The organism is Sungkyunkwania multivorans, from assembly GCF_042675645.1.
Taxonomy (GTDB): domain Bacteria; phylum Bacteroidota; class Bacteroidia; order Flavobacteriales; family Flavobacteriaceae; genus Sungkyunkwania; species Sungkyunkwania multivorans.
In genome coordinates, this window is record NZ_JBHTJH010000017.1 from 223,599 (window position 1) to 247,161 (window position 23,563).

Annotated in this window: 20 protein-coding genes; 14 read left to right on the plus strand and 6 right to left on the minus strand. The window is 42.1% G+C overall.

Going from position 1 to position 23,563, the window contains the following annotated elements; all coding sequences use genetic code 11:
• Window positions 1–57 precede the first annotated feature (57 nt).
• From ACFQ1M_RS12505 to ACFQ1M_RS12515, 3 genes are read right to left on the minus strand one after another with little or no spacing between them, the layout of a single operon-like run.
• Window positions 58–1,461, minus strand: coding sequence for an MATE family efflux transporter (locus ACFQ1M_RS12505; RefSeq protein WP_386410854.1), 1,404 nt, complete (start codon window positions 1,459–1,461; stop codon window positions 58–60).
• Window positions 1,461–2,492: a ferrochelatase gene (hemH, locus tag ACFQ1M_RS12510; protein WP_386408706.1), complete on the minus strand. Its 1,032-nt coding sequence runs from the start codon at window positions 2,490–2,492 to the stop codon at window positions 1,461–1,463. Before hemH ends, ACFQ1M_RS12505 begins: the two co-directional genes overlap by 1 nt.
• Before the next feature lie 57 nt (window positions 2,493–2,549).
• Window positions 2,550–3,443, minus strand: a complete 894-nt coding sequence (locus ACFQ1M_RS12515; protein ID WP_386408708.1) for a helix-turn-helix transcriptional regulator — start codon at window positions 3,441–3,443, stop codon at window positions 2,550–2,552.
• 201 nt (window positions 3,444–3,644) lie between these two features.
• Here ACFQ1M_RS12515 and hemA point away from each other — a divergent pair, with 201 nt between their 5' ends.
• The 7 genes from hemA to hemF all read left to right on the plus strand — a co-directional run bounded on the left by hemA (window position 3,645) and on the right by hemF (window position 10,765).
• Entirely contained in the window at window positions 3,645–4,898 is a 1,254-nt protein-coding gene (gene hemA / locus ACFQ1M_RS12520; RefSeq protein ID WP_386408710.1) for a glutamyl-tRNA reductase, read from the plus strand.
• Window positions 4,899–5,816: a hydroxymethylbilane synthase gene (gene hemC / locus ACFQ1M_RS12525; protein ID WP_386408712.1), complete on the plus strand. Its 918-nt coding sequence runs from the start codon at window positions 4,899–4,901 to the stop codon at window positions 5,814–5,816.
• A 39-nt stretch (window positions 5,817–5,855) separates the two neighbouring features.
• Complete coding sequence (locus ACFQ1M_RS12530; RefSeq protein WP_386408714.1) at window positions 5,856–7,022, plus strand: DUF559 domain-containing protein; 1,167 nt, start codon at window positions 5,856–5,858, stop codon at window positions 7,020–7,022.
• A 77-nt stretch (window positions 7,023–7,099) separates the two neighbouring features.
• Window positions 7,100–8,131: a uroporphyrinogen decarboxylase gene (gene hemE / locus ACFQ1M_RS12535; protein WP_386408716.1), complete on the plus strand. Its 1,032-nt coding sequence runs from the start codon at window positions 7,100–7,102 to the stop codon at window positions 8,129–8,131.
• Entirely contained in the window at window positions 8,131–8,616 is a 486-nt protein-coding gene (locus tag ACFQ1M_RS12540) for a DUF6973 domain-containing protein (protein ID WP_386408717.1), read from the plus strand. The genes hemE and ACFQ1M_RS12540 overlap by 1 nt, the downstream gene beginning before the upstream one ends.
• Before the next feature lie 62 nt (window positions 8,617–8,678).
• Window positions 8,679–9,863: a GNAT family N-acetyltransferase gene (locus tag ACFQ1M_RS12545; RefSeq protein ID WP_386408719.1), complete on the plus strand. Its 1,185-nt coding sequence runs from the start codon at window positions 8,679–8,681 to the stop codon at window positions 9,861–9,863.
• Complete coding sequence (gene hemF, locus ACFQ1M_RS12550; RefSeq protein WP_386408721.1) at window positions 9,863–10,765, plus strand: oxygen-dependent coproporphyrinogen oxidase; 903 nt, start codon at window positions 9,863–9,865, stop codon at window positions 10,763–10,765. Before ACFQ1M_RS12545 ends, hemF begins: the two co-directional genes overlap by 1 nt.
• 1 nt (window position 10,766) lies before the next feature.
• Here hemF and ACFQ1M_RS12555 read toward each other — a convergent pair whose 3' ends face one another.
• Complete coding sequence (locus tag ACFQ1M_RS12555; protein WP_386408723.1) at window positions 10,767–13,409, minus strand: DEAD/DEAH box helicase family protein; 2,643 nt, start codon at window positions 13,407–13,409, stop codon at window positions 10,767–10,769.
• Window positions 13,410–13,472: 63 nt separating this feature from the next.
• On the opposite strand from ACFQ1M_RS12555, the gene hemB reads away from it, so the two are divergent.
• From hemB to ACFQ1M_RS12575, 4 genes are all read left to right on the plus strand, one after another.
• Window positions 13,473–14,462, plus strand: coding sequence for a porphobilinogen synthase (hemB, locus tag ACFQ1M_RS12560; RefSeq protein ID WP_386408725.1), 990 nt, complete (start codon window positions 13,473–13,475; stop codon window positions 14,460–14,462).
• 47 nt (window positions 14,463–14,509) lie between these two features.
• Window positions 14,510–14,878, plus strand: a complete 369-nt coding sequence (locus ACFQ1M_RS12565; RefSeq protein ID WP_386408727.1) for a tellurite resistance TerB family protein — start codon at window positions 14,510–14,512, stop codon at window positions 14,876–14,878.
• A 94-nt stretch (window positions 14,879–14,972) separates the two neighbouring features.
• Window positions 14,973–15,383 carry a c-type cytochrome gene (locus ACFQ1M_RS12570; RefSeq protein WP_386408729.1) on the plus strand — a complete coding sequence of 137 codons (411 nt, stop codon included), beginning with the start codon at window positions 14,973–14,975 and terminating at the stop codon, window positions 15,381–15,383.
• Window positions 15,384–15,444: 61 nt separating this feature from the next.
• Entirely contained in the window at window positions 15,445–16,539 is a 1,095-nt protein-coding gene (locus tag ACFQ1M_RS12575) for a CNNM domain-containing protein (RefSeq protein ID WP_386408731.1), read from the plus strand.
• Window positions 16,540–16,599: 60 nt separating this feature from the next.
• Here ACFQ1M_RS12575 and ACFQ1M_RS12580 read toward each other — a convergent pair whose 3' ends face one another.
• The gene (locus ACFQ1M_RS12580; RefSeq protein WP_386408732.1) at window positions 16,600–17,103 is read right to left on the minus strand and encodes a hypothetical protein; all 504 of its coding nucleotides are present in this window, start codon (window positions 17,101–17,103) and stop codon (window positions 16,600–16,602) included.
• 147 nt (window positions 17,104–17,250) lie between these two features.
• Here ACFQ1M_RS12580 and ACFQ1M_RS12585 point away from each other — a divergent pair, with 147 nt between their 5' ends.
• The 3 genes from ACFQ1M_RS12585 to ACFQ1M_RS12595 are packed head-to-tail and all read left to right on the plus strand — an operon-like array spanning window position 17,251 to window position 19,627.
• Window positions 17,251–17,724 carry a methylated-DNA--[protein]-cysteine S-methyltransferase gene (locus ACFQ1M_RS12585; protein WP_386408734.1) on the plus strand — a complete coding sequence of 158 codons (474 nt, stop codon included), beginning with the start codon at window positions 17,251–17,253 and terminating at the stop codon, window positions 17,722–17,724.
• Between the two features lie 48 nt (window positions 17,725–17,772).
• Window positions 17,773–18,924: a serine hydrolase domain-containing protein gene (locus tag ACFQ1M_RS12590; RefSeq protein ID WP_386410857.1), complete on the plus strand. Its 1,152-nt coding sequence runs from the start codon at window positions 17,773–17,775 to the stop codon at window positions 18,922–18,924.
• Window positions 18,914–19,627 carry a 3'-5' exonuclease gene (locus ACFQ1M_RS12595; protein WP_386408736.1) on the plus strand — a complete coding sequence of 238 codons (714 nt, stop codon included), beginning with the start codon at window positions 18,914–18,916 and terminating at the stop codon, window positions 19,625–19,627. The genes ACFQ1M_RS12590 and ACFQ1M_RS12595 overlap by 11 nt, the downstream gene beginning before the upstream one ends.
• Before the next feature lie 56 nt (window positions 19,628–19,683).
• On the opposite strand, the gene ACFQ1M_RS12600 is transcribed toward ACFQ1M_RS12595, so the two are convergent.
• Complete coding sequence (locus tag ACFQ1M_RS12600; RefSeq protein WP_386408738.1) at window positions 19,684–23,400, minus strand: S8 family serine peptidase; 3,717 nt, start codon at window positions 23,398–23,400, stop codon at window positions 19,684–19,686.
• Window positions 23,401–23,563 lie beyond the last annotated feature (163 nt).

A 23,563-nucleotide genomic window follows, 5' to 3' on the forward strand; every position in this document is an offset into this window, starting at 1 on the left:
CTTTAATAGATTTTTGGTTAATCTATATTTTAGACCTCTCCATGGTTCGTATCGAACTTAAGGGGAGGTTTGTTTTTCTAAGGGTTTTACAAGGGTCGCCACCACTTCTCTATTTAGATAGAAAGCTGTAACGATCGTCGCCAAAATATCTGCAATGGGAAAAGAGATCCAAACCCCTAATTCCCCATAAAACTTTGGTAGTATCAATATCAACGGAATAAAGAAGAATCCCTGGCGTGACAAGGTGAGTAACAATGCTGGGACAGCTTTCCCTATCGCTTGAAAATAGGCCGCGCCTATCAGCTGTATGGCAATGATAGGGGTTGCCAAAAAGACCCAGCGCATGGCAGTGGGCGTTTTATTCAATACAAAAGCATTAAGCATGATCTCCTTATCTGGAAGATCCGCCCGATTGCTTAAGAATAGGTCTGCAATTTCGGCCGGAAATATCATCAGCCCTATGAAGACCATTGTCGCGATCAAGGAAGCATACTTGATCGCCGTATTGATGCTTTCCCTCACTCTGGGATATTTCTTTGCCCCGTAATTATATCCTGCAATGGGCAAAAAGCCCTGTGTGACACCAAAAACGGGGAACAAGGCGAACATGAGCATTCTTCCGATAATAGCATAAACCGCGACCAACGCTTCACCCCCAAGATCAAAGAGGATATTGTTCATCAATAAATAGGTGATGCTTACCACGGCTTGCCTTGCTAATGTGACACCTCCAAGCGATCCGATCTCAGAAATGATATCCATCTTCAACCATAAGTGACGGAGATTCAATTTGAGCTCAGAATTCTTTGAGCTAAAGAACCAAAAGATAAAGGCCGTACACAGAAAGTAAGATCCTGTGGTGGCCCAAGCCGCGCCATACATCCCCCAATCAAAGATGTAAATAAAGACGAAATCCATTAAAAGATTGCCTACCGTAGGAATGATCATAGCGATCATGGCGAACATAGGCTTTCCTTCGGCCCTGATCACTGTATTTCCCATCATAGCATAAGCTAAAATCGGAACTCCGTAAAGTACGATCGTATAATAAATTTTTGCAGGCTCGAAGATATCGCCCTTTCCACCGAACATAGGTATAATATCATCTACAAACCAAAGTCCTATAACGACGAGGGATACGGTGAATAGCAAGGTCAATGTGATCTGATTTCCAAAGGTGCGGAGCGCTCTTTCCTTGTTGTTCGAGCCCAATGCTCTAGAAATGATCGAAGAACCTCCAATACCTATGGACATTCCCAGAGCAGCGATGAAGAATGAAACAGGTAGTACTACGTTGATGGCAGCAATTGCAATAGGTCCGATCCAATTTCCGACAAAAATTGAATCGATGAGAATGTTCAAGGACATGACCAAAATGCCAATCGATGCTGGCACAGCCTGCTTTATCAATAAGCTTCCGATGCTTTCATTGCCCAAGGCTTCTGAAGAGACCTTTGCCATTACGCCATAACGCTTTCTTTGGCCACCCATTCATTGATCCAACGGCCAAGAACTTCGGCCCAGTCATCACGATCATTGATACATGGAACTACATGAAATTCCTCTCCTCCAGCTTCATGAAAGATCTCTTCTCCTTCCATGGCGATCTCTTCTAGCGTTTCTAAGCAATCACTTACGAAGGCAGGAGTAACGATGGCCAATTTTTTCATCCCTTCTAAACCAAACTTATCAATGGTACGGTCGGTATAAGGTTGTAACCAAGGATCTACACCCAGTCTCGACTGAAAAGACGTAGAATAGGTGCCTTCTTCGAAATTTAGGACTTCGGCCACTTGCCTGGTCGTCTCATAACATTGATGACGATAGCAAAACTCGTGAGCTGGAGAAGGCGTTTTACAACAGCTTCCATCAATTTTGCAATGTGACTTGGTGATATCAGATTTTCGAATATGACGTTCAGGAACGCCATGGTAGGAGAACAACAGATGTTCATAGTCCTTTCCTTCTAGCGATTGCTTGATCGAGTTGGCGAGCACTCGTATATAATCTTTATGGTTATAGAATGCCGGTACGTTGGTGAGGGTCATATCTGGAAAGAACGATTTACGAAGTTCTTCGGCCAGTACTAAAATCGTCTCGGTCGTAGCCATCGCATATTGAGGATACAGAGGGATGATCAACACATCTTTGACTCCTTTGTCGTATAATTCCTGCATGCCCGATCTTATGGATGGTTTTCCATATCGCATGGCCAGCGCAATGGGAACTTCCACTTGCTTCTGAACTTTCGCTTGAAGTCTTTCGGACAGCACGATCAATGGCGACCCTTCTTCCCACCATATTTTCTTGTAGGCGGCTGCAGATTTCTTCGGACGTGTATTTAAGATGATTCCCTTGACAATAAATGTTCGCAACCAATATGGCGCGTCGATCACACGTTCGTCCATCAAGAATTCGCCTAGATACCGCTTTACATCTTTCGAGTCTGTACTATCTGGCGAACCCAGATTAACCAATAAAACTCCTTTCATCTTGTATGCTACTTTTTCAAAGGTGATTGAGACCTTAACGATCCTATTTGCAATTTTTTACGAAGATAACGACATTAAATATTTCTTTGGGGTTGTCCCATATTTCTTTTTAAATGCCGCTATAAAGTGACTCGATGTACTATAGCCGACTTTTAACCCAACTTCATTTACATTGTGTTGCCCGCTCTCTAACATCTTTCTCGCTACTTCCATCTTATGATCTAAAAGAAAGCCAAAAACAGTATCTCCATACACCTGCTTAAAACCTTCCTTTAACTTTTTCAAACTCAAGCCGATCTCTTCAGAAAGTGCTTGTAAGCTTGGAGGTTCGGACATTCGCTCTAAGACGATTTCCTTTGCCTTTCGGATCTTACGAACGTTTTCTTCATCGACCAGGAAGGGGCACTGCGCTATATCGGCATCTTCATTGATATTAAAGTAGAGACCTATCAACTCATACAACTTCCCCTTTAGATAGAGCTTTTTTATGGAAGGGTGAAGATTATTACTTAGAATTTGACTCAAAACCACCGCTATGGCCGGAGTTATGTGGCCATCGGTATAGTACTTTTTATCTTTGTTTTCCTCGCTGATAAAATGAATATGGTTAGCATCGTCTGAGAAAAGCGAATGAAACTTTTTGATGGAGATGATCACGGAAAGCAACCAGGTCTTGGGTGAAAGTTTCAGATTCAAGGGTAGGTTTTGTTGAGGGTTGTACAACAATAATGAAGTCTCCTCCTTCACTGGAAGGGTATAATTCCCGTTGTTGAAGATAAAAATAGAATCTCCTTTTAGACAAAAGTGAAACTGTATGAATGAACTATCTATCTCACGCTCAAATTGCTGCAGGTCATGACCATCATTTTTAAGCTTCAATAAAAAGAAGCCATCCTCAATTTGAATCTCATCGATTGAACCGCTATCGATATTTTTTTCAGTAAAATTCATGATAAATATCAATTTTTTATTTAGAATAATTCTAAACAGAAAAGTGAAGAATACCCTGTTTAATGCAAATTTAAAGGTTTTATGTGGAAAAGTGTCGAAAAAAGTCCAATATTACCTATGACGACATTTATAGTTCTTCCAGCGTTATTTTTTTCGTACACCCCAAGTTATTTTTGTTCACAAATTAGGATGATCCTAAACATGGAGCAATACCACATTTCTAGACATAATTCATTTTATACCATAGGAATCAGCTATTTAAAGGCTGATGCTGAAATTCGAGGTCGTTTTAGTTTGGACGAAGCTGGCAAGGCGAATTTATTAGAGCAGGCCAAATCTTCGGGTATCGATGGTATCGCAGTGACCTCGACTTGCAACAGAACAGAGATCTATGGTTTTGCACAACATCCTTTTCAATTGATTCAATTGCTTTGCGGCAACTCTCAAGGAACGGTCGAAGAGTTTCAGAAAGTGGGCTATGTGTACAAGAACTATGATGCCATAGGACATATGTTCAGAGTTGGGACGGGACTGGATAGTCAGATCTTGGGTGATTTTGAGATCATCGCTCAGCTTAAAAAAGACTTTGCCAAGTCCAAAAAGATTGGACTGCTCAACCCTTTTTTAGAGCGATTGGTCAATGCAGTGATTCAAGCGAGCAAGCGCATAAAGAATGAAACAGAATTGTCGTCTGGGGCTACTTCAGTTTCCTTTGCCTCCGTTCAATATATCCTGAAAAATGTAGCTGACATATCAAACAAGAACATCTTGCTCTTTGGAACTGGTAAAATTGGCAGAAATACCTGTGAAAATCTGGTCAAGCATACCCAAAATGAACATATTACGCTTATCAATCGTACTAAGGACAAGGCTGAAAAAGTTGCAGGCAAATTCAATCTTGTTGTAAAGGACTATGCCGAATTACAAGCAGAGATCCGCAAGACGGATGTGCTGATCGTTGCTACGGGCGCCTTACATCCTACCGTGACCAAGGCGCTTATACACAACAATAAACCGCTGCTCATTCTTGACCTGTCGATTCCAAAGAATGTGGATGACAATGTCACCGACTTAGAAAATGTTCAATTGTTGCATTTGGACCATCTTTCTCAAATTACCGATGAGACATTGGAAAGGAGAAAGACCTTTGTCCCTAGCGCCGAAGTGATCATCCAAGAAGTGCAGAAGGATTTCACCGACTGGCTTGAGACGAGAAAATTTGCTCCTACTATCAAAGCACTCAAGCAAAAACTTCGCTCTATCAAAGATGCCGAGCTTAGCTTCCAACGTAAAAAGCTAGAAGATTTTAATGACGAACATGCTGAGATCATTAGCAATCGTATCATCCAAAAGATCACTACACAATTCGCCAACCATCTCAAGACGGACAAGACAGCTTCGGACGATAGTTTGGCACTTATCAAAAAGGTTTTCCACCTAGAAATCAACGACTAAATGAGTAAGGTAATTCGTATTGGCACGCGCGATAGTGAATTGGCACTCTGGCAGGCAAATACTGTGAGTCATAAGCTAAGATCGCTTGGCTTCAAAACCGAGTTGATGCCAGTGAAATCTACGGGCGATCTGGTATTGGACAAGCCGCTTTACGAATTGGGTATCACAGGAATTTTTACAAAGACATTAGATATCGCCATGATCAATGGTGACATTGACATTGCCGTTCACAGTATGAAAGATGTGCCAACGGCCCTGCCAAAAGGAATGGTGCAGGCGGCAATTTTAGAACGAGCCGATGTACAAGATATCCTGGTTCACAAAGGGGATTTGAAATTCTTGACTAGCAAAGGGACCATCGCCACAGGAAGCCTGCGACGAAAAGCACAATGGCTTCACCGCTATCCCGAACACAAGGTGGTCGATTTACGTGGCAACGTAAATACGAGGTTGAAAAAACTCGAGGATAGCGAATGGAATGGTGCGATCTTTGCAAATGCTGGCTTGGAACGTATTGGTCTTAAGCCTAAAGATCATAGCGTTCTCGACTGGATGATACCAGCACCCGCCCAAGGAGCCATGCTGGTCGTCGCCATGGAGAATGATCATTTCTGCAGAGAGGCCCTTTCAAAGTTGAACCATAGCGAAACCGAGCTTTGTACCAAAATAGAGCGTGATTTTTTAAGGAAGCTCGAAGGTGGTTGTACTGCTCCGATCGGTGCCTTGGCCCAGATCGAAAATGGCCAAGTTCATTTTAGAGGGGTGCTATTTTCCTTGGACGGGAAAGAACGCATAGCGATAGAAAAAACAATTTCATTGTCAAAAGCTGAACGCTTTGGAGGCGTCTGTGCCGAAGAGGTCTTGAATGATGGCGGTAGTGAATTGATGAAGAGGATAAAAGCCGAAATAAACACATGAAAGTTCCCTCTCCCGTGGGAGAGGGTCAGGGAGAGCGCTATGAAATTCAAAACTCAAATAGCAAGATTGCTTAGACAACAGCAAACCAAGGCGGAAAAAGGCCTTTGGGGACTACTTCGCGATCGGAAGTTTGAAGGTTTGAAATTTAGAAGACAGCATCCGATCAAAGAGTATGTCGTTGATTTCTTCTGCGAAGAATATGGTATCGTTATAGAGCTTGATGGAAAATATCATGAAACCAAAGAGCAGGAACAAAAAGATCACGCACGAGATTCTTTATTAAGGAATCTAGGGTATAAAATCCTTCGTTTCAGAAATAATAATGTCTTTGATAATATCGATCTTATTTATAATGAGATCAGAAATGCGGTTGACGAACAAAAGGAATATAGAGAACAGCGATTGAGATCGTTGGAAAGTCGAAAAAGAAACAAGCATAGCGTTGAAAAAGAAGATGCACAAAAGCCTCTCATCCCAACCCTCTCCCAAGGGAGAGGGAGCAAACGCATCCTCTCTACAAAAAAGCTGACACTGGCTCAGAAAGAGCTACTGCTCAATGCAGGAATCGCCTTTGTGGAATATGATGCGATAAAGATTAAGGATGTCATAATTGAAGATACCGAAGCTTGTGAAGGCCGACATCCGATCTTTACTAGTCAGAATGCAGTAAAAGCAGTTTTAACAAATAAAAGTCTTATTTCGAGCCTGGGCGAGAAGGTTTTTTGTGTGGGCGATAAAACGGAGGCACTTTTGCTAGAAAATGACCTAAAGATTGAAGGAAAGGCGCAAAATGCCGCTGATTTGGCGAATATTATCGTTAAAAACTATAAAAATGAGTCATTTTGTTTCTTTTGTGGAAATCTTAGGAGAGCGGAGCTGCCCAATGCCTTGAAAAGGAATGGGATAAATTTTAAGGAAAAGATCGTGTATCATACCGTAATCGATTCAAGAATTATCGAAGGAAGATTTGATGGCATCCTATTTTTCAGTCCGAGTGGAGTTGAGAGCTTTCACGAGAAAAATCAGTTGGGTGAAAGTATTGCATTCTGCATTGGAAACACGACCGCCGATGAAATAAAAAAACATACCAAAAGGTATATTGTTGCAAACAAACCAACTATCGAAAATGTGTTGGTGCAAGTGGCGAAATATGACCATTCCTCCGTTGAATGGAATAATGAAGATGCTGGCCCTCCAAAAGAGTAATTCAGCATCATCAGTTGATCGATCAGTGAAAATTATTAATTAAAAATAGCTTCCTGTCTGCGCAGGAACGACAACAAATGACGAATCTCAAAAACGACCTATTCTTAAAAGCCTTAAATGGCGAGACCGTGGATCGCCCACCAGTTTGGATGATGCGCCAGGCGGGAAGATATTTACCAGAGTTCATGGAGCTGAAGAAAAAATACGACTTCTTTACGCGTTGTCAAACCCCTGAACTCGCTTCAGAGATCACCGTACAGCCGATCCGAAGATACGGTATGGATGCTGCCATTTTATTCAGTGATATCTTGGTTATTCCGCAGGCGATGAACATCCATGTCGAAATGAAAGAAGGTGTGGGTCCCTGGTTGCCAGAACCCATTCGTTCTAAACAAGATGTAGAACAGGTGATTGTTCCTAATATCGATGAGACCTTAGGGTATGTGATGGATGCCATAAAAATGACCAAGGAAAAACTGAATGACGAAGTACCGCTTATCGGCTTCGCCGGTTCTCCATGGACCATTTTATGCTATGCGGTGCAAGGCCAAGGATCTAAGAATTTTGACTTGGCCAAAGGCTTTTGCTTTTCACAACCCGAAGCAGCGCATGCTTTGCTCCAAAAGATCACCGACACTACAATTCTATATTTAAAGGAAAAGGTAAAGGCCGGAGTTAATGCGGTGCAGATCTTTGATAGCTGGGGTGGCATGCTATCACCTACCGATTATCAAGAGTTCAGCTGGAAGTATATCAATCAGATCGTGGAGGCATTGGCCGATGAAACCAAGGTCATTGTCTTTGGTAAGGGCTGTTGGTTTGCTTTGAATGACATGGCAAGGAGTCGCGCCTCTGCTTTAGGGGTCGATTGGACCTGCTCGGCGAGAAACGCACGCTATCTGACAGGTGGAAACATAACGTTACAGGGTAATTTTGATCCTTCGCGCCTGCTTTCACCTCCCGCAAAGATCAAAGAGATGGTAAAACAGATGATCGACGAATTTGGTAAGGACCGATATATTGTAAATCTCGGTCACGGCATTTTGCCACATATCCCGCTCGAAAATGCCGGAGCCTTTATCGAAGCTGTAAAAGAATATAAAGGCTAATGAACGTTTGGGGTCTTATCAAACTGGTAAAGCCAAAACATGTATGGAGCTTGTCCAAACTTTGTGTGACGCATCCATTATTTGTGATTCCAACAATCATTGCTACCAGAAAGTGTGTGAAACTTTCTAATGAACATTATGGAAAGCTTCACCATACAAATGGCCCAGCAAATGGCTTTCGACATGCAGTTTGGAATTACCTCATCGCCAGACGCTGTGCGAGATGGACAAAAAAAGACGAAAAAGCAGTGAGATGGGCAAAAAAAGTGACCGATTGGCACGAGGATTTTTCACCCAATAGCGAGTTGGCCCAAATGATGGATGTCCACAATAATGAAATAGGAAGAATTATATTCCTTCAACACAAGGATAAAGGCATAGATGATGTTATCTTAATTTTGAAGAAAATGACCAAAGATTCGACAAAGGTCGACACAGTTGATAATATTGCAAACTATAAAAATCAAATGGTGCATATTGTTTGACTTGTCCTGCAAGGTTTTGAAAACCTTGTAGGTCTATTCCATAGAACACCAACTAACGACAAATGAAACTAGAAACTTTAGAAAAAGGTTGCTACTATCATATTTTTAATAGAGGTATAAATAGTGCTCCTTTATTTCTTAGTGAAGAAAATATGAGATATTTTCTAAAATTGGTTGAAAAATATCTTGTAAATAAAGTTGCTATTCTTTCATATTGCCTATTGAAAAATCATTATCACCTTGTTATCAGGGTCGATTGTGAACCATTAGAGGCGACAAGAGCATTTTCAAACCTTTTTAATGCTTATGCAAAAGCATTCAACAAAATGTATGACAGAACGGGAAGTTTGTTCGAAAAGCATTTTAAAAGAATCCGCCTGCATGATGAGCAATATCTTCGTGATCTCATTGTCTATGTTCATACAAATCCCACGCATCATAACGTATCCGACTATAGAACTTATGTCTTCTCCTCGTTTTCCCACCTATTAGAGGAAAAAGTTTCATTTATCCAGAAAGAAGAACTCATTTCTCTGTTCGAGGATAAGGAGAATTATCTTTTCGTTCACAAAACAAAAGCAGCAGGGAAAAGTGATGACTTGTATCCGCAGTTTACTGACATGGTCGGGGATGAAAGCCCAACAGACCTACAAGGAAGCTCCGAATCGTCGGAGCAACACCTTGCAGGTCTGACCGCGAAAGTTGAAATAAAAAACGAATGCTACACACTTATACGTCTTATAGATGCGACTGTTGAGGCATTCTTCACACTTATCAACTCCAATAGAGCGCATATTTGTGATGGTTTTCCAACGACGGTAAGAAAATGCCAAACATTCGATGCAGCTCAAGTAACATATAGAGAACGGTTGCAACTTGAAGAGGAGCAAAAAGGACGTTATTTCTTGTTACAACATTCTCAACAAGATGGCTTCATAGGATATTTTAGTTTGAAAAACATCAATACTGAAATTGGAAGATGTGAATTTGCCTATTTCATTGACCAGAATTTTGAAGGGCGAGGCGTTGTGTCCAAATTAATGACCCAAATGATATTATTTGCCTTTGATGAGTTGCGTATGAATAAAATCATTATTTGTACGGCTGAATCAAATTATGCAAGCCAGAAGGTTGCCCTAAAAAACGGGTTCTTACAAGAAGGCATTTTAAGAAAAGAGTACAAAAAATACAATGGTCAATTGGAGGACCTTCTCCAGTTTGGGTTATTAAAATCAGATCTTAAATAATGAAAGACCAATTCTACACATACATCCAACAACTACAAGACAGCATCACTTCTAAGTTGGAAATCCTTGATGGCAAAGCTACATTCAAACAAGACCTCTGGGAACGTCCCGAAGGTGGCGGTGGACGTACTCGTGTGATCGAAAATGGGAATGTCTTCGAAAAAGGCGGAGTCAATATTTCTGCGGTGCATGGCGAATTGCCAGCAACGATGCAGCAGTATTTTGGTGTAAAGGATGCTAACTTTTTTGCCTGTGGCCTAAGTTTGGTGCTGCATCCCAAAAATCCGATGGTACCAACTGTCCATGCCAACTGGCGCTATTTTGAGATGTATGACCAGGAAGGTCATATTGTCGATCAGTGGTTTGGGGGAGGCCAAGACCTTACACCCTACTACCTTTTTGACGAAGATGCAAAGCATTTTCATGAGATCTGTAAAAGAGCCTGTGACGCGCATCGCCCAGAATTTTACCCTACCTATAAAAAAAGATGCGATGAATACTTCTGGAACGCACATCGCCATGAGGCACGTGGCGTTGGTGGACTCTTCTTTGACTATTGCAAGAAGACCGATGACATGAATATGCAAGCTTGGTATGACTTTGTGACCGAAGTTGGCGATAGTTTTTTAGAGGCCTATGTTCCTATTGTAGAAAGGAGAAAGGAACTTACCTATACTTCTGCACAACGCGATTGGCAAGAAATACGTCGCGGTCGTTATGTCGAATTCAATCTAGTCCATGACAAAGGCACCCTATTTGGATTAAGGACCAATGGCCGCATTGAAAGTATCTTGATGAGCCTTCCCCCACACGTGCAATGGCGTTATGATCATCATCCAGAGGACGGAAGCGAAGAAGCGAAATTGATTCAGGTTTTGCAAAAACCAATTGACTGGGTGTAGACTATTTCCAAGAGATCGACTTTTTCGTCTGCTCTTCTAGTTCATGTCGTATATGGGTCAAACGTGCTTTCAGCAGGATTTTTCTGCCAAGCTTGTTTCTGGTGAATATCATTTCTGATCTTCCGACATGCTTCTTCCAGTGATTAAAAAACAGCTGGGCCATCTCTTTTTTCTTTCCAAAAATAGTAGGTACGGCATAGTAATTACCTAATCCTAACTTTCGTCGTAGCCATCCTGCCTTTACTATTAGGTACCGTGGATTTTCAACTGGTTCTAATATTTCTTGAAGGCCATTTAAGAATTGGTTGTTTTCATGGGTGGTCGCTCCTCTCAATCTGCACATCACACTCCCTTCTATAGATCTTTCAATCTCAAGCGTGAGTTCGTTCTCTGGTGTTTTGATCATTGCTAAGTCGCACATAGCGTAAAAAACAGTATATGCCATCTTATGGATGATCTTATCCATTCTGCCGAACATCACATATAATCGGACTGCCTTATAGGTCCTTGGCAAAAAACCTAGCACCAGCGCCAACAGCAAGGTGTACAGAAAATTAAGTAATCCTTTACCAAGAACAACATGCATGTTCTTTAATATGAACTCGAAAAGGAAATAGGTCAACGAAAGTCCAAGCTGAAAGAACACGTATTTTACAGCATCCAAATAATAAAGGCGCCTTTGTCGCTTGAACGGTTCTTCTCCTTGGTAAGCATAAGTAAGCTCGTTGATCAATACATCTCCTTTTTCAATTGCAGAAGTCCATCGTCTAATGAGTTCGCTTCGTTGTCTGGCAACTTTAAATGTTTCTTTATTCAAATGCTCAAAATCGATCTCAGAATTATAGGAAAGGGGCAAATCCAATCGAGATATTCCATTACGTATGTATGGTATTCCCTTTAAAGAAACTCCCGTAAATGCATCGAAGCGCCTCGTGAGCTTTCCAATATCGTACCCACCTGTTTCGATAGTGGTATCAATACTGGCCAAATGCCAAATATTTCCCGTTTTGTTCGGGTTGTCCTTCTCGGTCCTGATGGCGCGACCCCTCATCTGATTGGAGAGCACAAAGGACCCGACATAGGACGCGAGCACCAAAGTGTTGATCGATGGCGCATCCCAACCTTCTCCCAAAAGCGATTTGGTTCCGATAAGCACCTTGATCTTCCCTTCAGAAAACAAAGCGGTCATAGCTTTTACAATACCTCCTCTGGCCTTGCTTCCCAATTTAACTGTCGAATATTCAGGTGCGATCTTCAATGGCTCAAATGACAGGTCAGAGAATGCCATTTTTTCTTGTAAGCTGGGCTGGCAGCGCTCGTGCACAATAACGAGAGAGCCCGTTAATACCGCGATCGTCTCTTTTGCCTGAAATTCAATTCTTAATCTTTGAAAAATTGGCACGATCCCCAACTTGTCTAGGGATTGGTCTGCATCTACTTTAAAATCGAGATATTCCTTTCTGATGTAGTCTGCCAGGATCACACAGCCAAGCTCATTTCCAAGATGCGCATATTCCTGCTGAACGATCTCTTGGATAGCATCAAGTTTACCAGGACTTTCGGCCAATTTTCTAAAGAAATTGGCACTGCCTATCAGATCGACGCTGCTAGAGCGATATGCTCCTATTTTTCTAAGTCCTTTTTCTATACTTTTCAGTTGATCCTCGTGAACAATCAGTGCTTTGCGATCGTCTACTAGTAAATTCTGTAGCAATAACTGTATCCACTCGTTAGTAGCATTGGGTATCTCGGTTTTTTTCACGTCCAAACCCAAGATCTTAACTTTCTTTTTATCGAGTTGATACCCTGAAGCATTCAAAAAAATAAGCAAGGAAGAAAAGTATTGAGGCTTCTCATATATCTCCTCTAGATGTTGCTCGGTTGAAGTATAGAATCGATGAGAAAGGAGAAGGTTGATGAAGTCCGCATCTTTTTCTAAATTCATCGTATAAGCCAAAACTTCTTTTCGATACTTAATAATGTGATCTATTTCGGCTTTGGTCGGGGTTGAGAGATATACAAAATCCTGATGTGGACATAGATCTCCCTCTTTAATAAGATCTGGAACCGCAATTTCATCGTCTATGGGACCACAAAGATCAAAATACTTCTTAAGCTCCGCTTGGGTGCTATCATACGGTGGTGTGGCCGTTAATGCAATAATGACGACATCATTGATCTCTTTTAGCGCAAACAGACTTCTCCACCATTCATTTTTAAGGTGATGAGCTTCATCCAGTACGATGACCTGAATTCCCTCTTCTTTAAAAAATGCTGCGAGCGAACCTTCCTGTTCAGAGATCATACGCTTTTCTAGAGCATGCAAGGACTGGTAGGTGGTAAAAGTCACCATCGATGGTTCTTCAATATCAAAAGAATATTGCTTAAACTTTGAGTCCTTCAAAAAGTATTGAAACAATCGATCCTTCCATTGATTGCGAATGGTCAAAGTAGGAGAAAGCACCAGTGTTCTTTTATTGATGCGCCCGATCATCTCTATTCCAAGAATGGTCTTTCCCGAGCCAGGAGGCGCTACCACATGCAGATGGTCATCGTGAATATGTCCCTGAAAATTATCTAAGAACTTCTGTTGGTAATTCCTCCAAGAGTATTTGAACTTAAAATTTTCTGGTAAGTAACTCAACGTAAGAAGAATTGTTTGCTTAGATCTACCTAAATTTGTGCATACTAAAATAGGAAAATATTTATGTTCCCGTTAAGAAGAAACCGAAGACTCCGCGCCAATGAGGCCATACGGTCGTTAGTGAGAGAATCCATAATTACCCCCAATGATTTTTTAGTGCCCCTTTTCATCATGGAAGGAAAAGGCATCAAAGAAGAGATCGCTTCCATGCCAAACTATTTTAGATATAGTATGGATCTCTTAGAAGTTGAGATAAAGCAACTTTGGGCAATGGGTCTAAAGTCGGTACTGCTATTTGTTAAAGTGCCCGACAACTTAAAGGATAACAAAGGAGCCGAAGCTTACAATCCCGATGGTCTGATGCAGCGCGCCATTAAGACGGTAAAGAATGTCTGCCCAGACATGTTAGTGATGACCGATGTAGCCCTGGATCCCTACTCTATCTATGGGCATGACGGCATTATTGAGAACGGCCGCATCCTAAATGATGAGACCGCATCGGTGTTGGCAGAAATGAGTATCTCGCATGCACAGGCTGGCGCAGATCTTGTGGCGCCAAGCGATATGATGGATGGACGCGTGCTAGCTATTCGTGAAGGTTTAGATGAGGAAGGCTTTATCAACACAGGCATTATGAGCTACAGTGCCAAATATGCTTCTGCTTTTTATGGCCCTTTTAGGGACGCCTTAGATTCCGCACCGGTCGACCAACAAGATATTCCCAAAGACAAGAAAACCTATCAGATGGACCCGGCCAATCGTATCGAAGCTATAAGAGAGACACAGATGGACATCGATGAAGGGGCCGATATCGTCATGGTAAAACCCGGTTTGTGCTATTTGGACATCGTTCGGGACCTAAAGAATGAAATTGCTGTCCCGATCGCAGTATATCAAGTTTCAGGAGAATATGCCATGCTCAAGGCTGCTGCCGAAAAGGGCTGGTTGGACCATGACGCGGTTATGATGGAACAGGTAACGGCGATCAAACGAGCCGGTGCAGATATCATTGCGAGTTATTTTGCCAAAGATGTTGTGAAATTATTATCTTAACTTGCCGTAAATGGATTCAACGGAGTTGATCACAAAATGGTCTTTTAATGAATAAAGAACACTTCTACCGTACCGTCGGCGAGCTCTTGTATGTAGTTGCCATGGCCGATGATGCCATTCAGCCAGAAGAAAGCGAGGCACTACAGAATATTTTAAACGACCATCCCTATGCTGAAGTGATTCAGTGGTCTTTTAACTATGAGGCCGAAAAAGAAAGCGACATCGACCTACTTTACCGTAAAGTCGTTGAAATCTTTAAAGATCATGGCCCTAGTGAGGATTATGATTTTGTGATCTCCGCATTGGAACGTGTTGCCGCCGCTAGTGATGGTATCAATGGGACAGAACAACGGGTGATACATCGATTTTCGACCGACTTGATCGAGCGCTTCAAAGAGGATCTCAGGGAAGATTGATTTCATAATTTTTGAAAGGAGTTTCTGCTGATTTTACTTCGCCTAAAAGTAGCCTTTTCGTAAATTTATAGGTAGATTCAAATACCATGAATTCATGAGGTTATTCTTCTCTTTTTTTTCGTTTTTCTTTGTTCTCTCTATCTGTTCTCTACTCTATTTTCTCAACCTTCCTGCGGAAGATATTCTAACAACCAATCAAACCATAGATATCGCTTTGGCAACTCCAAAGAGCGCCGAGTATCTTTCTGGGAAAAAGCTCTTCAATATGAACTGTGCGGCCTGCCATCATCCAACCAAGGAATTGCTTGGGCCCGCACTCAATGGGGTCTCCGAAAAATATGAAAAGGACTGGTTGTACTCTTGGATAAAGAATAATACAGCGCTTGTTACTTCTGGTGATGCATTGGCAATAAAAATAAGTCAATACAGTCCAACTACTATGAATGCATTTCCGCTGCTTTCTGATGCTGAAATAGATGATATTTTGGTTTATATTGAAGAATAGACATTATAGGCTTTGAAAACCTGTGAGGTCTTGTTATTTTAGCCGAAACTAATTACTACCCATGGGCTTACTCATATTTTATGCCGTCATTTCCATATTCTTCTCGTTTCTATGTTCTATACTCGAGGCGGTCTTGCTCAGTGTTACACCAACCTTTATCAATGTAAAGAAGCAGGAAGGAAAGAATTATGCGAAGGGGCTCGAGGCCTTGAAGAAGGATGTCGATAAACCTTTGATCGCCATTCTTACCCTCAACACTATAGCCCATACGGTAGGGGCCATTCTCGTTGGTGTACAGGCAGAATCACTGCCCTATGACTTTGAGGTCTTAGGCGTAAATATAGTAGGGGTCGTTTCAGCTATCATGACCTTCTTGATCTTAGTGGTCTCCGAAATCATCCCTAAGACCATTGGAGCAACGTATTGGAAAGGACTTGCTCCCTTTACGACCGTTGCACTAAAGGCACTCATATTTCCCTTAAAGTGGACAGGTCTCCTTTGGTTACTACAACTAACTACGAAGGTTATTGGAGGAAAAGGTCACCACGGAAGTGTATTGAGTCGTGAGGATTTCCATGCAATGACCGAAATCGCACATGAAGAAGGGGTCTTTCAGGAATCTGAAAGTAAAGTGATAAAGAACCTTCTAAAGTTTGATGAAGTACAGGCAAAGGACATTATGACTCCTCGCACCGTAATGAAGTCGGCCTCCGAAAATACGACCATCAAAGCTTTTTTTGAGGCCAATCCCAAGTTGCGTTTTTCTAGAATTCCTGTGTATCAGAGTACCCCCGATCATATTACTGGCTTTGTGTTAAAAGATGCCGTTCTCGAAGAAATGATCGCAAACCAAGGGGAAAAACCATTATCTACCATTCGTAGGGATATCTCCGTTACCCAACGCAATATGCCTATTCCGCAATTATTTGAGACGTTGATAGGGAAACGCGAGCATATCGCCTTGGTTGTAGACGAATATGGCTCGGTAAGTGGACTGGTGACCATGGAAGATGTGATCGAAACACTTTTAGGACTGGAGATCATGGATGAAATGGATAATGTTGCCGATCTACAGCAGCTAGCTCGCCGAAACTGGGAACAACGTGCGCAACGACTAGGTATCATCGATGAGGAGACAAAAAAACCCGAAGAATAGGTCTTCGGGCTAAAATCACACATGAAATACAAACTAATCCGGTAATTTCTTACCCATCAGTTAAGGTTTGTGCTTGGTCAACACAAATTTCGTTAGAAAATATTCATCCAATAAGGATAAAACCTTCATCGTTCTTTTATTTTGCTTTAAAGCTCCCTTCTTAGCGATGAGACTTTCGAGGTTCTCCGTAAGAACTCCCTTCTCGTCCTCTATCAAATGAACTTCATCTATAGTAACTTTATAAACACCTTCCCTTTTCTGAATATTGCCCCAATAGATTCCACCAAATCCTAAGTAGCTAGGATATTCTATCTTAGAATAGCCCAAAGGGGACAGATCCTTGGTATTGTCAAACTCCTTTTTAAAGAATAATACCCCATTTTTCACATAGGCCTCTTTTGTATCTGGCTGAGTTAATAAGACGGAAGCCATTCTATGCAGATCAATTCCTTCCTGATAGACTTTTTGCCAAACAAGTTGATCATCTTTTATTTTAAAAGAAGTTGTATTGTCACTATTAAGATACAAAAAAATAAAAGGAAGCGCTAAAAGTAGATTTTTCATTAAACAGGGAGCTATTTTGATAGATTCTTAAAAAAGTAGTTCTTCAAATATAAAAAAACCATTAAACTATGCAAGCATAACGAACCATAAATCAAATTATTATTTCAAAGAACTAATCCATAATTTAGAGGCTATATTTTCTTTGCCATGCAAGAAGCAATTATTAAGACGCCTGTAGGTACTGCAAAAATTATTGGTGATGCCAATGGTGTTCAGCGTATCGGAATTTTAGATGATGTAGCCGATGTTTCAGAAATTATCCCTGAAGCCTTGGAGGATTGTGCTTATCAACTAGCGGAGTATTTCGAAGGTAAAAGAAAGACCTTTAGCCTGAAACTAAACCCACAGGGAACCGATTTTCAAAAACGTGTATGGCAGGCATTGCTTAAAATTCCTTATGGAAAGACCACTTCCTATCTAAAGTTGTCACAAGAACTTGGAGATGAGAAAGCCATCCGGGCCGTAGCTGCTGCAAACGGCAAAAATCCTTTATGGATCGTGGTTCCATGTCATAGGGTCATTGCCAGCGATGGTTCCTTAACCGGCTATGCTGGAGGCCTATGGAGAAAGAAATGGTTGTTGGAACACGAAACTCCGCCAGCTCAGCAGTCTCTTTTTTAATTGAAGATTGCGTATATTTAGTCCTTATAATTTTTACTGATGAAGTTTCTGAAACGCTTTTTTCAAGGCCTTCTATTATTGGTGCTATTCGCCGTCGCCTTACTTTATATTTTTGATTATGATTATATTCTGAAAGGAGTTCGCGTTTCCTATTTCACTGGGCACAACAGTGCTTTCATCAGCGACTACACCTATTTTGAAAATAATACCATAAGTACTAGCGACCAAGGGCAGCCATGGGATCTGCACAAGGATTATAATTCGGTGGAAGCTACGCCCAGGCTAGAAAATGCCAACGAGCGATTCGGTACTGTGGCCTTTCTCATCATTAAAAATGATAGCATTTGGTTCGAGAAATACTATGAAGACTACGGAACCACCTCCAAGAGCAATTCTTTTTCTATGGCCAAAAGTATCACCTCGGCCTTATTAGGTAAAGCGATCATGGATGGATATATCAAAAGCTTGGACCAACCGGTATCCGATTTTTTCCCAAAGTTTTCAGAAGGTTTGGCCGCCAAGCTTACCGTCGGTGACCTCTCTTCGATGGCCAGTGGTCTCAATTGGGATGAACACTACAAAAATCCATTTTCGATCACCGCCAGAGGATACTATGATGATGACCTTGCAGAAACTATCCTTGGCCTTGAGGTAACTACAGAACCTGGCACCTCCTTTTCCTATATGAGCGGCAATACACAACTTCTTGGCATGGTGATCAGGAAAGCCACAGGTAGATCACTTTCGCAATACCTCTCTGAGAGTTTTTGGCAACCTCTAGGGGTAGAGCACGATGCTTTATGGCAATTGGATGATGATGAACATCAATTGGAAAAGGCTTTCTGTTGTATCGCTTCAAATGCAAGAGACTTCTCTCGCTTTGGAAAACTATACAAGAACCAAGGAAAATGGAAGGGAGAGCAATTGCTAGACGCCGAGTTTGTTGACAGATCGACCAAATCTCGCTTCGGTGATAATGGTGTATACGGATACGGATTTTGGTTGGACACCTATAAAGGTAAAGACATTTTTTACATGCGAGGTATCTTGGGCCAATATGTAATTGTGATTCCCGAAGACGACTTGATCATTACCCGTCTAGGGCATCACAGAGGACAACCTGTTCCAGGAAAAGTACATTGGAGTGATTTCTATATTTATATCGATGAGGCCTATAAAATGATTGAAAATGCTACATAAACTGAGTATAGAGCATGTTGTTTTTCTCGATATCGAAACCGTGCCGCAATACGAACACTATTCGGATCTAGATGAAACTAAGAAAGAGCTTTGGGAGTCCAAAACTCAATATCAACGCAAGGATGAGTTCACTGCGGAGGACTTTTATGAGCGCGCAGGTATTTGGGCCGAATTCGGTAAGATCATTTGTATTTCTGTCGGCTATTTTCATTTCAAAGGTGGTACAAGAAGCTTTAGGGTCACTTCTTTTCATGGGGACGAAAGACAATTGTTGTTGGATTTTAACGCCTTGTTAGAAACACACTTCAATAGCTCGTATCATCTGCTTTGTGCTCATAATGGTAAAGAATTTGACTTTCCATATATCGCCCGACGGATGATCATCCATGGCATAAAACTTCCCTCAAAACTCAATCTCTTTGGAAAGAAACCATGGGAAGTTCCACATTTAGACACCATGGAACTTTGGAAGTTTGGTGATTATAAACACTATACATCATTGAAGCTAATGACCAACATCTTGGGTATCCCATCGCCTAAGGAAGATATTGATGGAAGCCAGGTTAGGGATGTCTTTTATGTAGAAAAGGACATAGATCGCATCATCAAATATTGCGAACGCGATACTGTGGCCGTTGCTCAGATATTGTTGCGTTTGAGAAACGAAGCGCTTTTAGATGATTCCGAAATTCTTTCGGTATAAAAAAACCGAGAACTAAAAATCAGTTCTCGGCCTCTCTTTTTAACTTTTACCATTAATTAGTTCTGCTCGCCTTTTCCAATATTAGGGCGTAATGCGTTGTTAACATCGGTTAGCTGAATTTGACCATTCATATCTTGATCTGCAGCATCGTAGCCTGCCGTTCCCAATTTAGGCCTTAAACCTGAAACATCGGTATTTTGCACCTGCCCATTCCCATCGTTATCTCCAGAGATCATCGCGTACTTACTATTCGCCAGCAAGTTTACAGCATTTGTGCCACCGATGGTCATTGCACTGCTTGTAGTGAAATCTACGATGGTCGCGACCGATGACAAAGCGTAGGTCGAAGAAGAAATGATTCCCAAGTGATTTCGATGGTTGATTGCAATATAATAATTTCCAGTTGCGGCATTGATACTTACAGGAGACACCCCATCCGTGTCCACGATGGTACCATCTCGCTTCAGTAAAGCAGATCGACCAGCGATCATTACGCTATGATCTGCGGCAGACCTCAATTCGAGCCATATCCAATCTACAATGGCATCACTACCAGTGACGCTAAATACCGAAGTATTACAGGTAGCGCTGTCAGTATATGGCGTAGTTGTTGGGATCACTCCTGCCACACGAAGATCCTCCCTCATTAGCTGCTCTTCGCCTCCGACAGGGTTGATCGCTGATCCTTCCAAGAAAACGATCGGACTTACGGCAACAGCACTTTGTATCGTTACAGAAACGGACTGGTTTCCTAACCAACCGTTCGCGGCATTTTTTACCTCGACTTTGAACGAATCTGATGTATTCGAAGTCTCTGTGTTGTCGAAGGTGACAAAACCATTGTCAATATCATCTTGCGTAAAGGTATCTCCCACCCCAAGCGTGGTGGTGTTTAATCGAATGGTTCCCAAAGCTGGCAACTGAATGATCTTATACTCTTGTTGCGCAGCAGTTTCAGAAGTCGTGCTCGCCATGAGATCAGAAGCCGAAATGGCGTAGGAAGAATTTCCAGGCACTGTTAACCCATTATTGACCAAGCTTGGGACGTTGGTAATTGCAGTGATGCCACAAATGGTCAACGTCCAACCATTGATGGTTCCATTATCGCCATTAAATTGGTCCCTTGTCGTGAAACTCCATTCTCCAGCCGAGGCCGTTCCTCCATAAACAGAAAATGGAGTATTCGGCGCTACGTTTCCAGTAATGGTAGGAGGCCCCGTGACGCAGTTAAGAGCGGTACCAGCATCTGTGAATGTCGCATTGATGTCGTCGTTCTGCCCACAAGAACCCTGAGGCACCAAAGTGTTGAATGTCGCTGGAGATTCAAGATAGAGGGTAAGATCCTCAACCCAAGTGTGCGTGACATCCACTTGAACAGTAATGTCGGTAATATTCAAGTTATCCGGAACATTGATCACTGATCGACTCCAACCATTTCCGTAGGCCGCCGCACCACTATTGTCTTCTGTATTGTTAATAGCCACCGAGGTCGTAGATGTATAGGTGTTAGAACAATCCTGCGTTCCAAGTTGAAAACTAAATATTTCTGAAAAGGTCCCTTCTGCACAAGTGTTTTTTGGCTTCACCCTCCAGTAGTAGATGGTTTCGGTCATCAAACCTGAAACATTGAAGTTTGTGTCTCTTTCATTTCCTGAAGCCACCAAGCTGCTAAATGTAGGTGTCGTTGAAACCTCAACATCATAACTCTCTGCATTCACATCCGTATTCCAGGTCAAGGTCATGCTCGTGTTTCCGTTTGTATCGCCGTTCACAGGAGCTGTCAACGCCAAAGGGCCAAAACTTGAGTGCAATACTTTAAGGTTCAACTTTCTTATTTCGGTCTCTGTACCATTGTCTGCTATGACGTCGATCACATATTCGCCATTCGCAACATTTGTTAAGTTCCCTATCGAAAGATTGAACGAACCAGAAGCACTCAAAGAATTTACATCGAAGTTTGCAGTCGCGTTCGTTGGCAAATTTGTGACAGAGAAATTGGTCGTGCCTCCTCCAACTTGCGTATAATCAAACGCAAAATTGGCGTCTCCATTACCAGAGCAAGCAGTCTTTGTAAGTTCTGTCGAAGTTATTCTGAAACTTGAGGTCAATCCGGTGGCTACCAACGAGAAATTCTGTGGCCCACCTGCCAAAGTCCCTTTATGAGTAACGGTGATCGTATAGGTTCCAGCGGCTGGTGCATCGATCTCGATTCGTTCTACGTTGTCCACAACATTGTCGCTATTCCTCGTGGCGTTTGCCGATACATCAGACAATGATAATTTCCAGGGGTAATAGGTATTGTTGCTTGTATCCGTTATTCTGATATCAAGATCATTGACAAGGGCCGCCCATGTTGGATTCACCTCTTGGGCCGTATCATTGGTTTGCGTTCCTGGAAGGTCTGTCCAAACGATGGTTGCCATCAAAGGCCCAGAGCCATCTGACTCAACTTGCATGGTAAACGTTTCTCCTTGACTTAAACTTTCTTCCGAGATCCAACTACCAAATCCGTTATCCGAGATCGCTTCAGCCGCTGCCTTTCCATTCAACAATCCCCAGCCAAATACGGCGTCCGGACCAGGATTTCCTGCGTCATCTGCGGTATGCGTCGCCAAGGCTTTAAGCGTGGCCGATTTCATGAAACCACCATTTATATCATTATAATGTTGTTGAAGCAGTAAAAGCGTCCCTGTAACATTGGGTGCGGCCATCGAGGTACCGCTTATAGAATTGTATGCAGTATCACTGCTATCGTATGAAGAGTATAGTCCCGTTCCGTTTCCGGTGATGTCTGGTTTAATTCTACCATCATCCGCAGGTCCTTCACTACTTCCCGAATTGATCGCCACCGAAATGAGATCCCCGTTGCCATTCACATTGGCATCTTGAGCATTGGCCACCACCAATACGTTCTTGGACACCTTGTTTCCGATCAGCTTGTCATAACCAGCTCCTGTCGGATTGGCATTGGTACTGTTCCCATCATTTCCAGCAGATAAAACTGGTAAATAGTAAGGCGCGTTATAGGCGATGAGATCCCAATTGTAAGAACTTGAGGTATAGGAGCCAATGAACCAAGGTCCTGGAGCATTGGCTACTGGAACACCATAAGAATGATTGGATAAGAGCATTCCATCTGCCGCTTCGGCCGCAGCCTCCGCTTCGTCGTTATTCCAATCAAATGTCCTGGCAGTTGCTCTTATGGCCATCCCTTCGGCAGCCGCTTGGGCTCCACGTGCGATGATCGTTCCTGTAACATGACAGGCATGAAAACTATTGCCGTCCAAAGTGGTGTTTCCATCTGAAATGGTAACTCTTGTCTCACCCAAATTATCTGGATTCTGATACTCTTGATGCGTCGGCCGTGTCGGCCCACCATCCCAAACTCGGACAATCATATTTTCTCCTTCAAGGTCCAACCCTAGAGACCCTCCCGTTTTTAGGTGATCTGCTCTCGTAGATATCGCAGCGTCTACATTGTCCAAAGCGTAATAGATCGGCTTTCCGTCTGGAGAGATCTTCATAAGCTCTTCATAGCTTCCGTTCTCCTTTTCAATGAAGATAGGCCAGCCATTTTTCTTGGCCATGGCTATCGCCCGTTTCTTTTCGATATTGAAGTTTTGACTTAATTCTGCTTGAAGCCTATTCAATTCTGCTTTATCGTAGTCTTTTGTGATCTTCTGTCGCTGCTCGTCGCTTTGCGAAAATACGACAGAAGTCATTGAAAAAAGCAAGCAGAAAAGGCTTGCCTTGAGAAGATAATTTTTATTCATGATGTGATCGGGGTTAACAATTATTTAACGAATTGCAAGATAAAGAACTCTTATTGCTTCATTCTTTTTTTCACAACATTTCCTTAGACATTCACAACATTTCAATAGTATTTTAACAAAATAACAATGAAAAAGCCCGAACAATTGTTCGGGCTTCTCCATA

Bases quoted from the DNA above. Each gene is read 5' to 3' on its own strand.
- ACFQ1M_RS12565 (WP_386408727.1), top strand. From the start codon at position 14,510: ATGAATAAAGAACACTTCTACCGTACCGTCGGCGAGCTCTTGTATGTA.
- ACFQ1M_RS12595 (WP_386408736.1), top strand. From the start codon at position 18,914: ATGCTACATAAACTGAGTATAGAGCATGTTGTTTTTCTCGATATCGAA.
- ACFQ1M_RS12600 (WP_386408738.1), bottom strand. From the start codon at position 23,400: ATGAATAAAAATTATCTTCTCAAGGCAAGCCTTTTCTGCTTGCTTTTT.
- hemH (WP_386408706.1), bottom strand. From the start codon at position 2,492: ATGAAAGGAGTTTTATTGGTTAATCTGGGTTCGCCAGATAGTACAGAC.
- ACFQ1M_RS12515 (WP_386408708.1), bottom strand. From the start codon at position 3,443: ATGAATTTTACTGAAAAAAATATCGATAGCGGTTCAATCGATGAGATT.
- ACFQ1M_RS12580 (WP_386408732.1), bottom strand. From the start codon at position 17,103: ATGAAAAATCTACTTTTAGCGCTTCCTTTTATTTTTTTGTATCTTAAT.
- hemC (WP_386408712.1), top strand. From the start codon at position 4,899: ATGAGTAAGGTAATTCGTATTGGCACGCGCGATAGTGAATTGGCACTC.
- ACFQ1M_RS12540 (WP_386408717.1), top strand. From the start codon at position 8,131: ATGAACGTTTGGGGTCTTATCAAACTGGTAAAGCCAAAACATGTATGG.
- ACFQ1M_RS12530 (WP_386408714.1), top strand. From the start codon at position 5,856: ATGAAATTCAAAACTCAAATAGCAAGATTGCTTAGACAACAGCAAACC.
- ACFQ1M_RS12545 (WP_386408719.1), top strand. From the start codon at position 8,679: ATGAAACTAGAAACTTTAGAAAAAGGTTGCTACTATCATATTTTTAAT.
- ACFQ1M_RS12505 (WP_386410854.1), bottom strand. From the start codon at position 1,461: ATGGCAAAGGTCTCTTCAGAAGCCTTGGGCAATGAAAGCATCGGAAGC.
- ACFQ1M_RS12570 (WP_386408729.1), top strand. From the start codon at position 14,973: ATGAGGTTATTCTTCTCTTTTTTTTCGTTTTTCTTTGTTCTCTCTATC.
- hemE (WP_386408716.1), top strand. From the start codon at position 7,100: ATGACGAATCTCAAAAACGACCTATTCTTAAAAGCCTTAAATGGCGAG.
- hemF (WP_386408721.1), top strand. From the start codon at position 9,863: ATGAAAGACCAATTCTACACATACATCCAACAACTACAAGACAGCATC.
- ACFQ1M_RS12575 (WP_386408731.1), top strand. From the start codon at position 15,445: ATGGGCTTACTCATATTTTATGCCGTCATTTCCATATTCTTCTCGTTT.
- hemA (WP_386408710.1), top strand. From the start codon at position 3,645: ATGGAGCAATACCACATTTCTAGACATAATTCATTTTATACCATAGGA.
- hemB (WP_386408725.1), top strand. From the start codon at position 13,473: ATGTTCCCGTTAAGAAGAAACCGAAGACTCCGCGCCAATGAGGCCATA.
- ACFQ1M_RS12585 (WP_386408734.1), top strand. From the start codon at position 17,251: ATGCAAGAAGCAATTATTAAGACGCCTGTAGGTACTGCAAAAATTATT.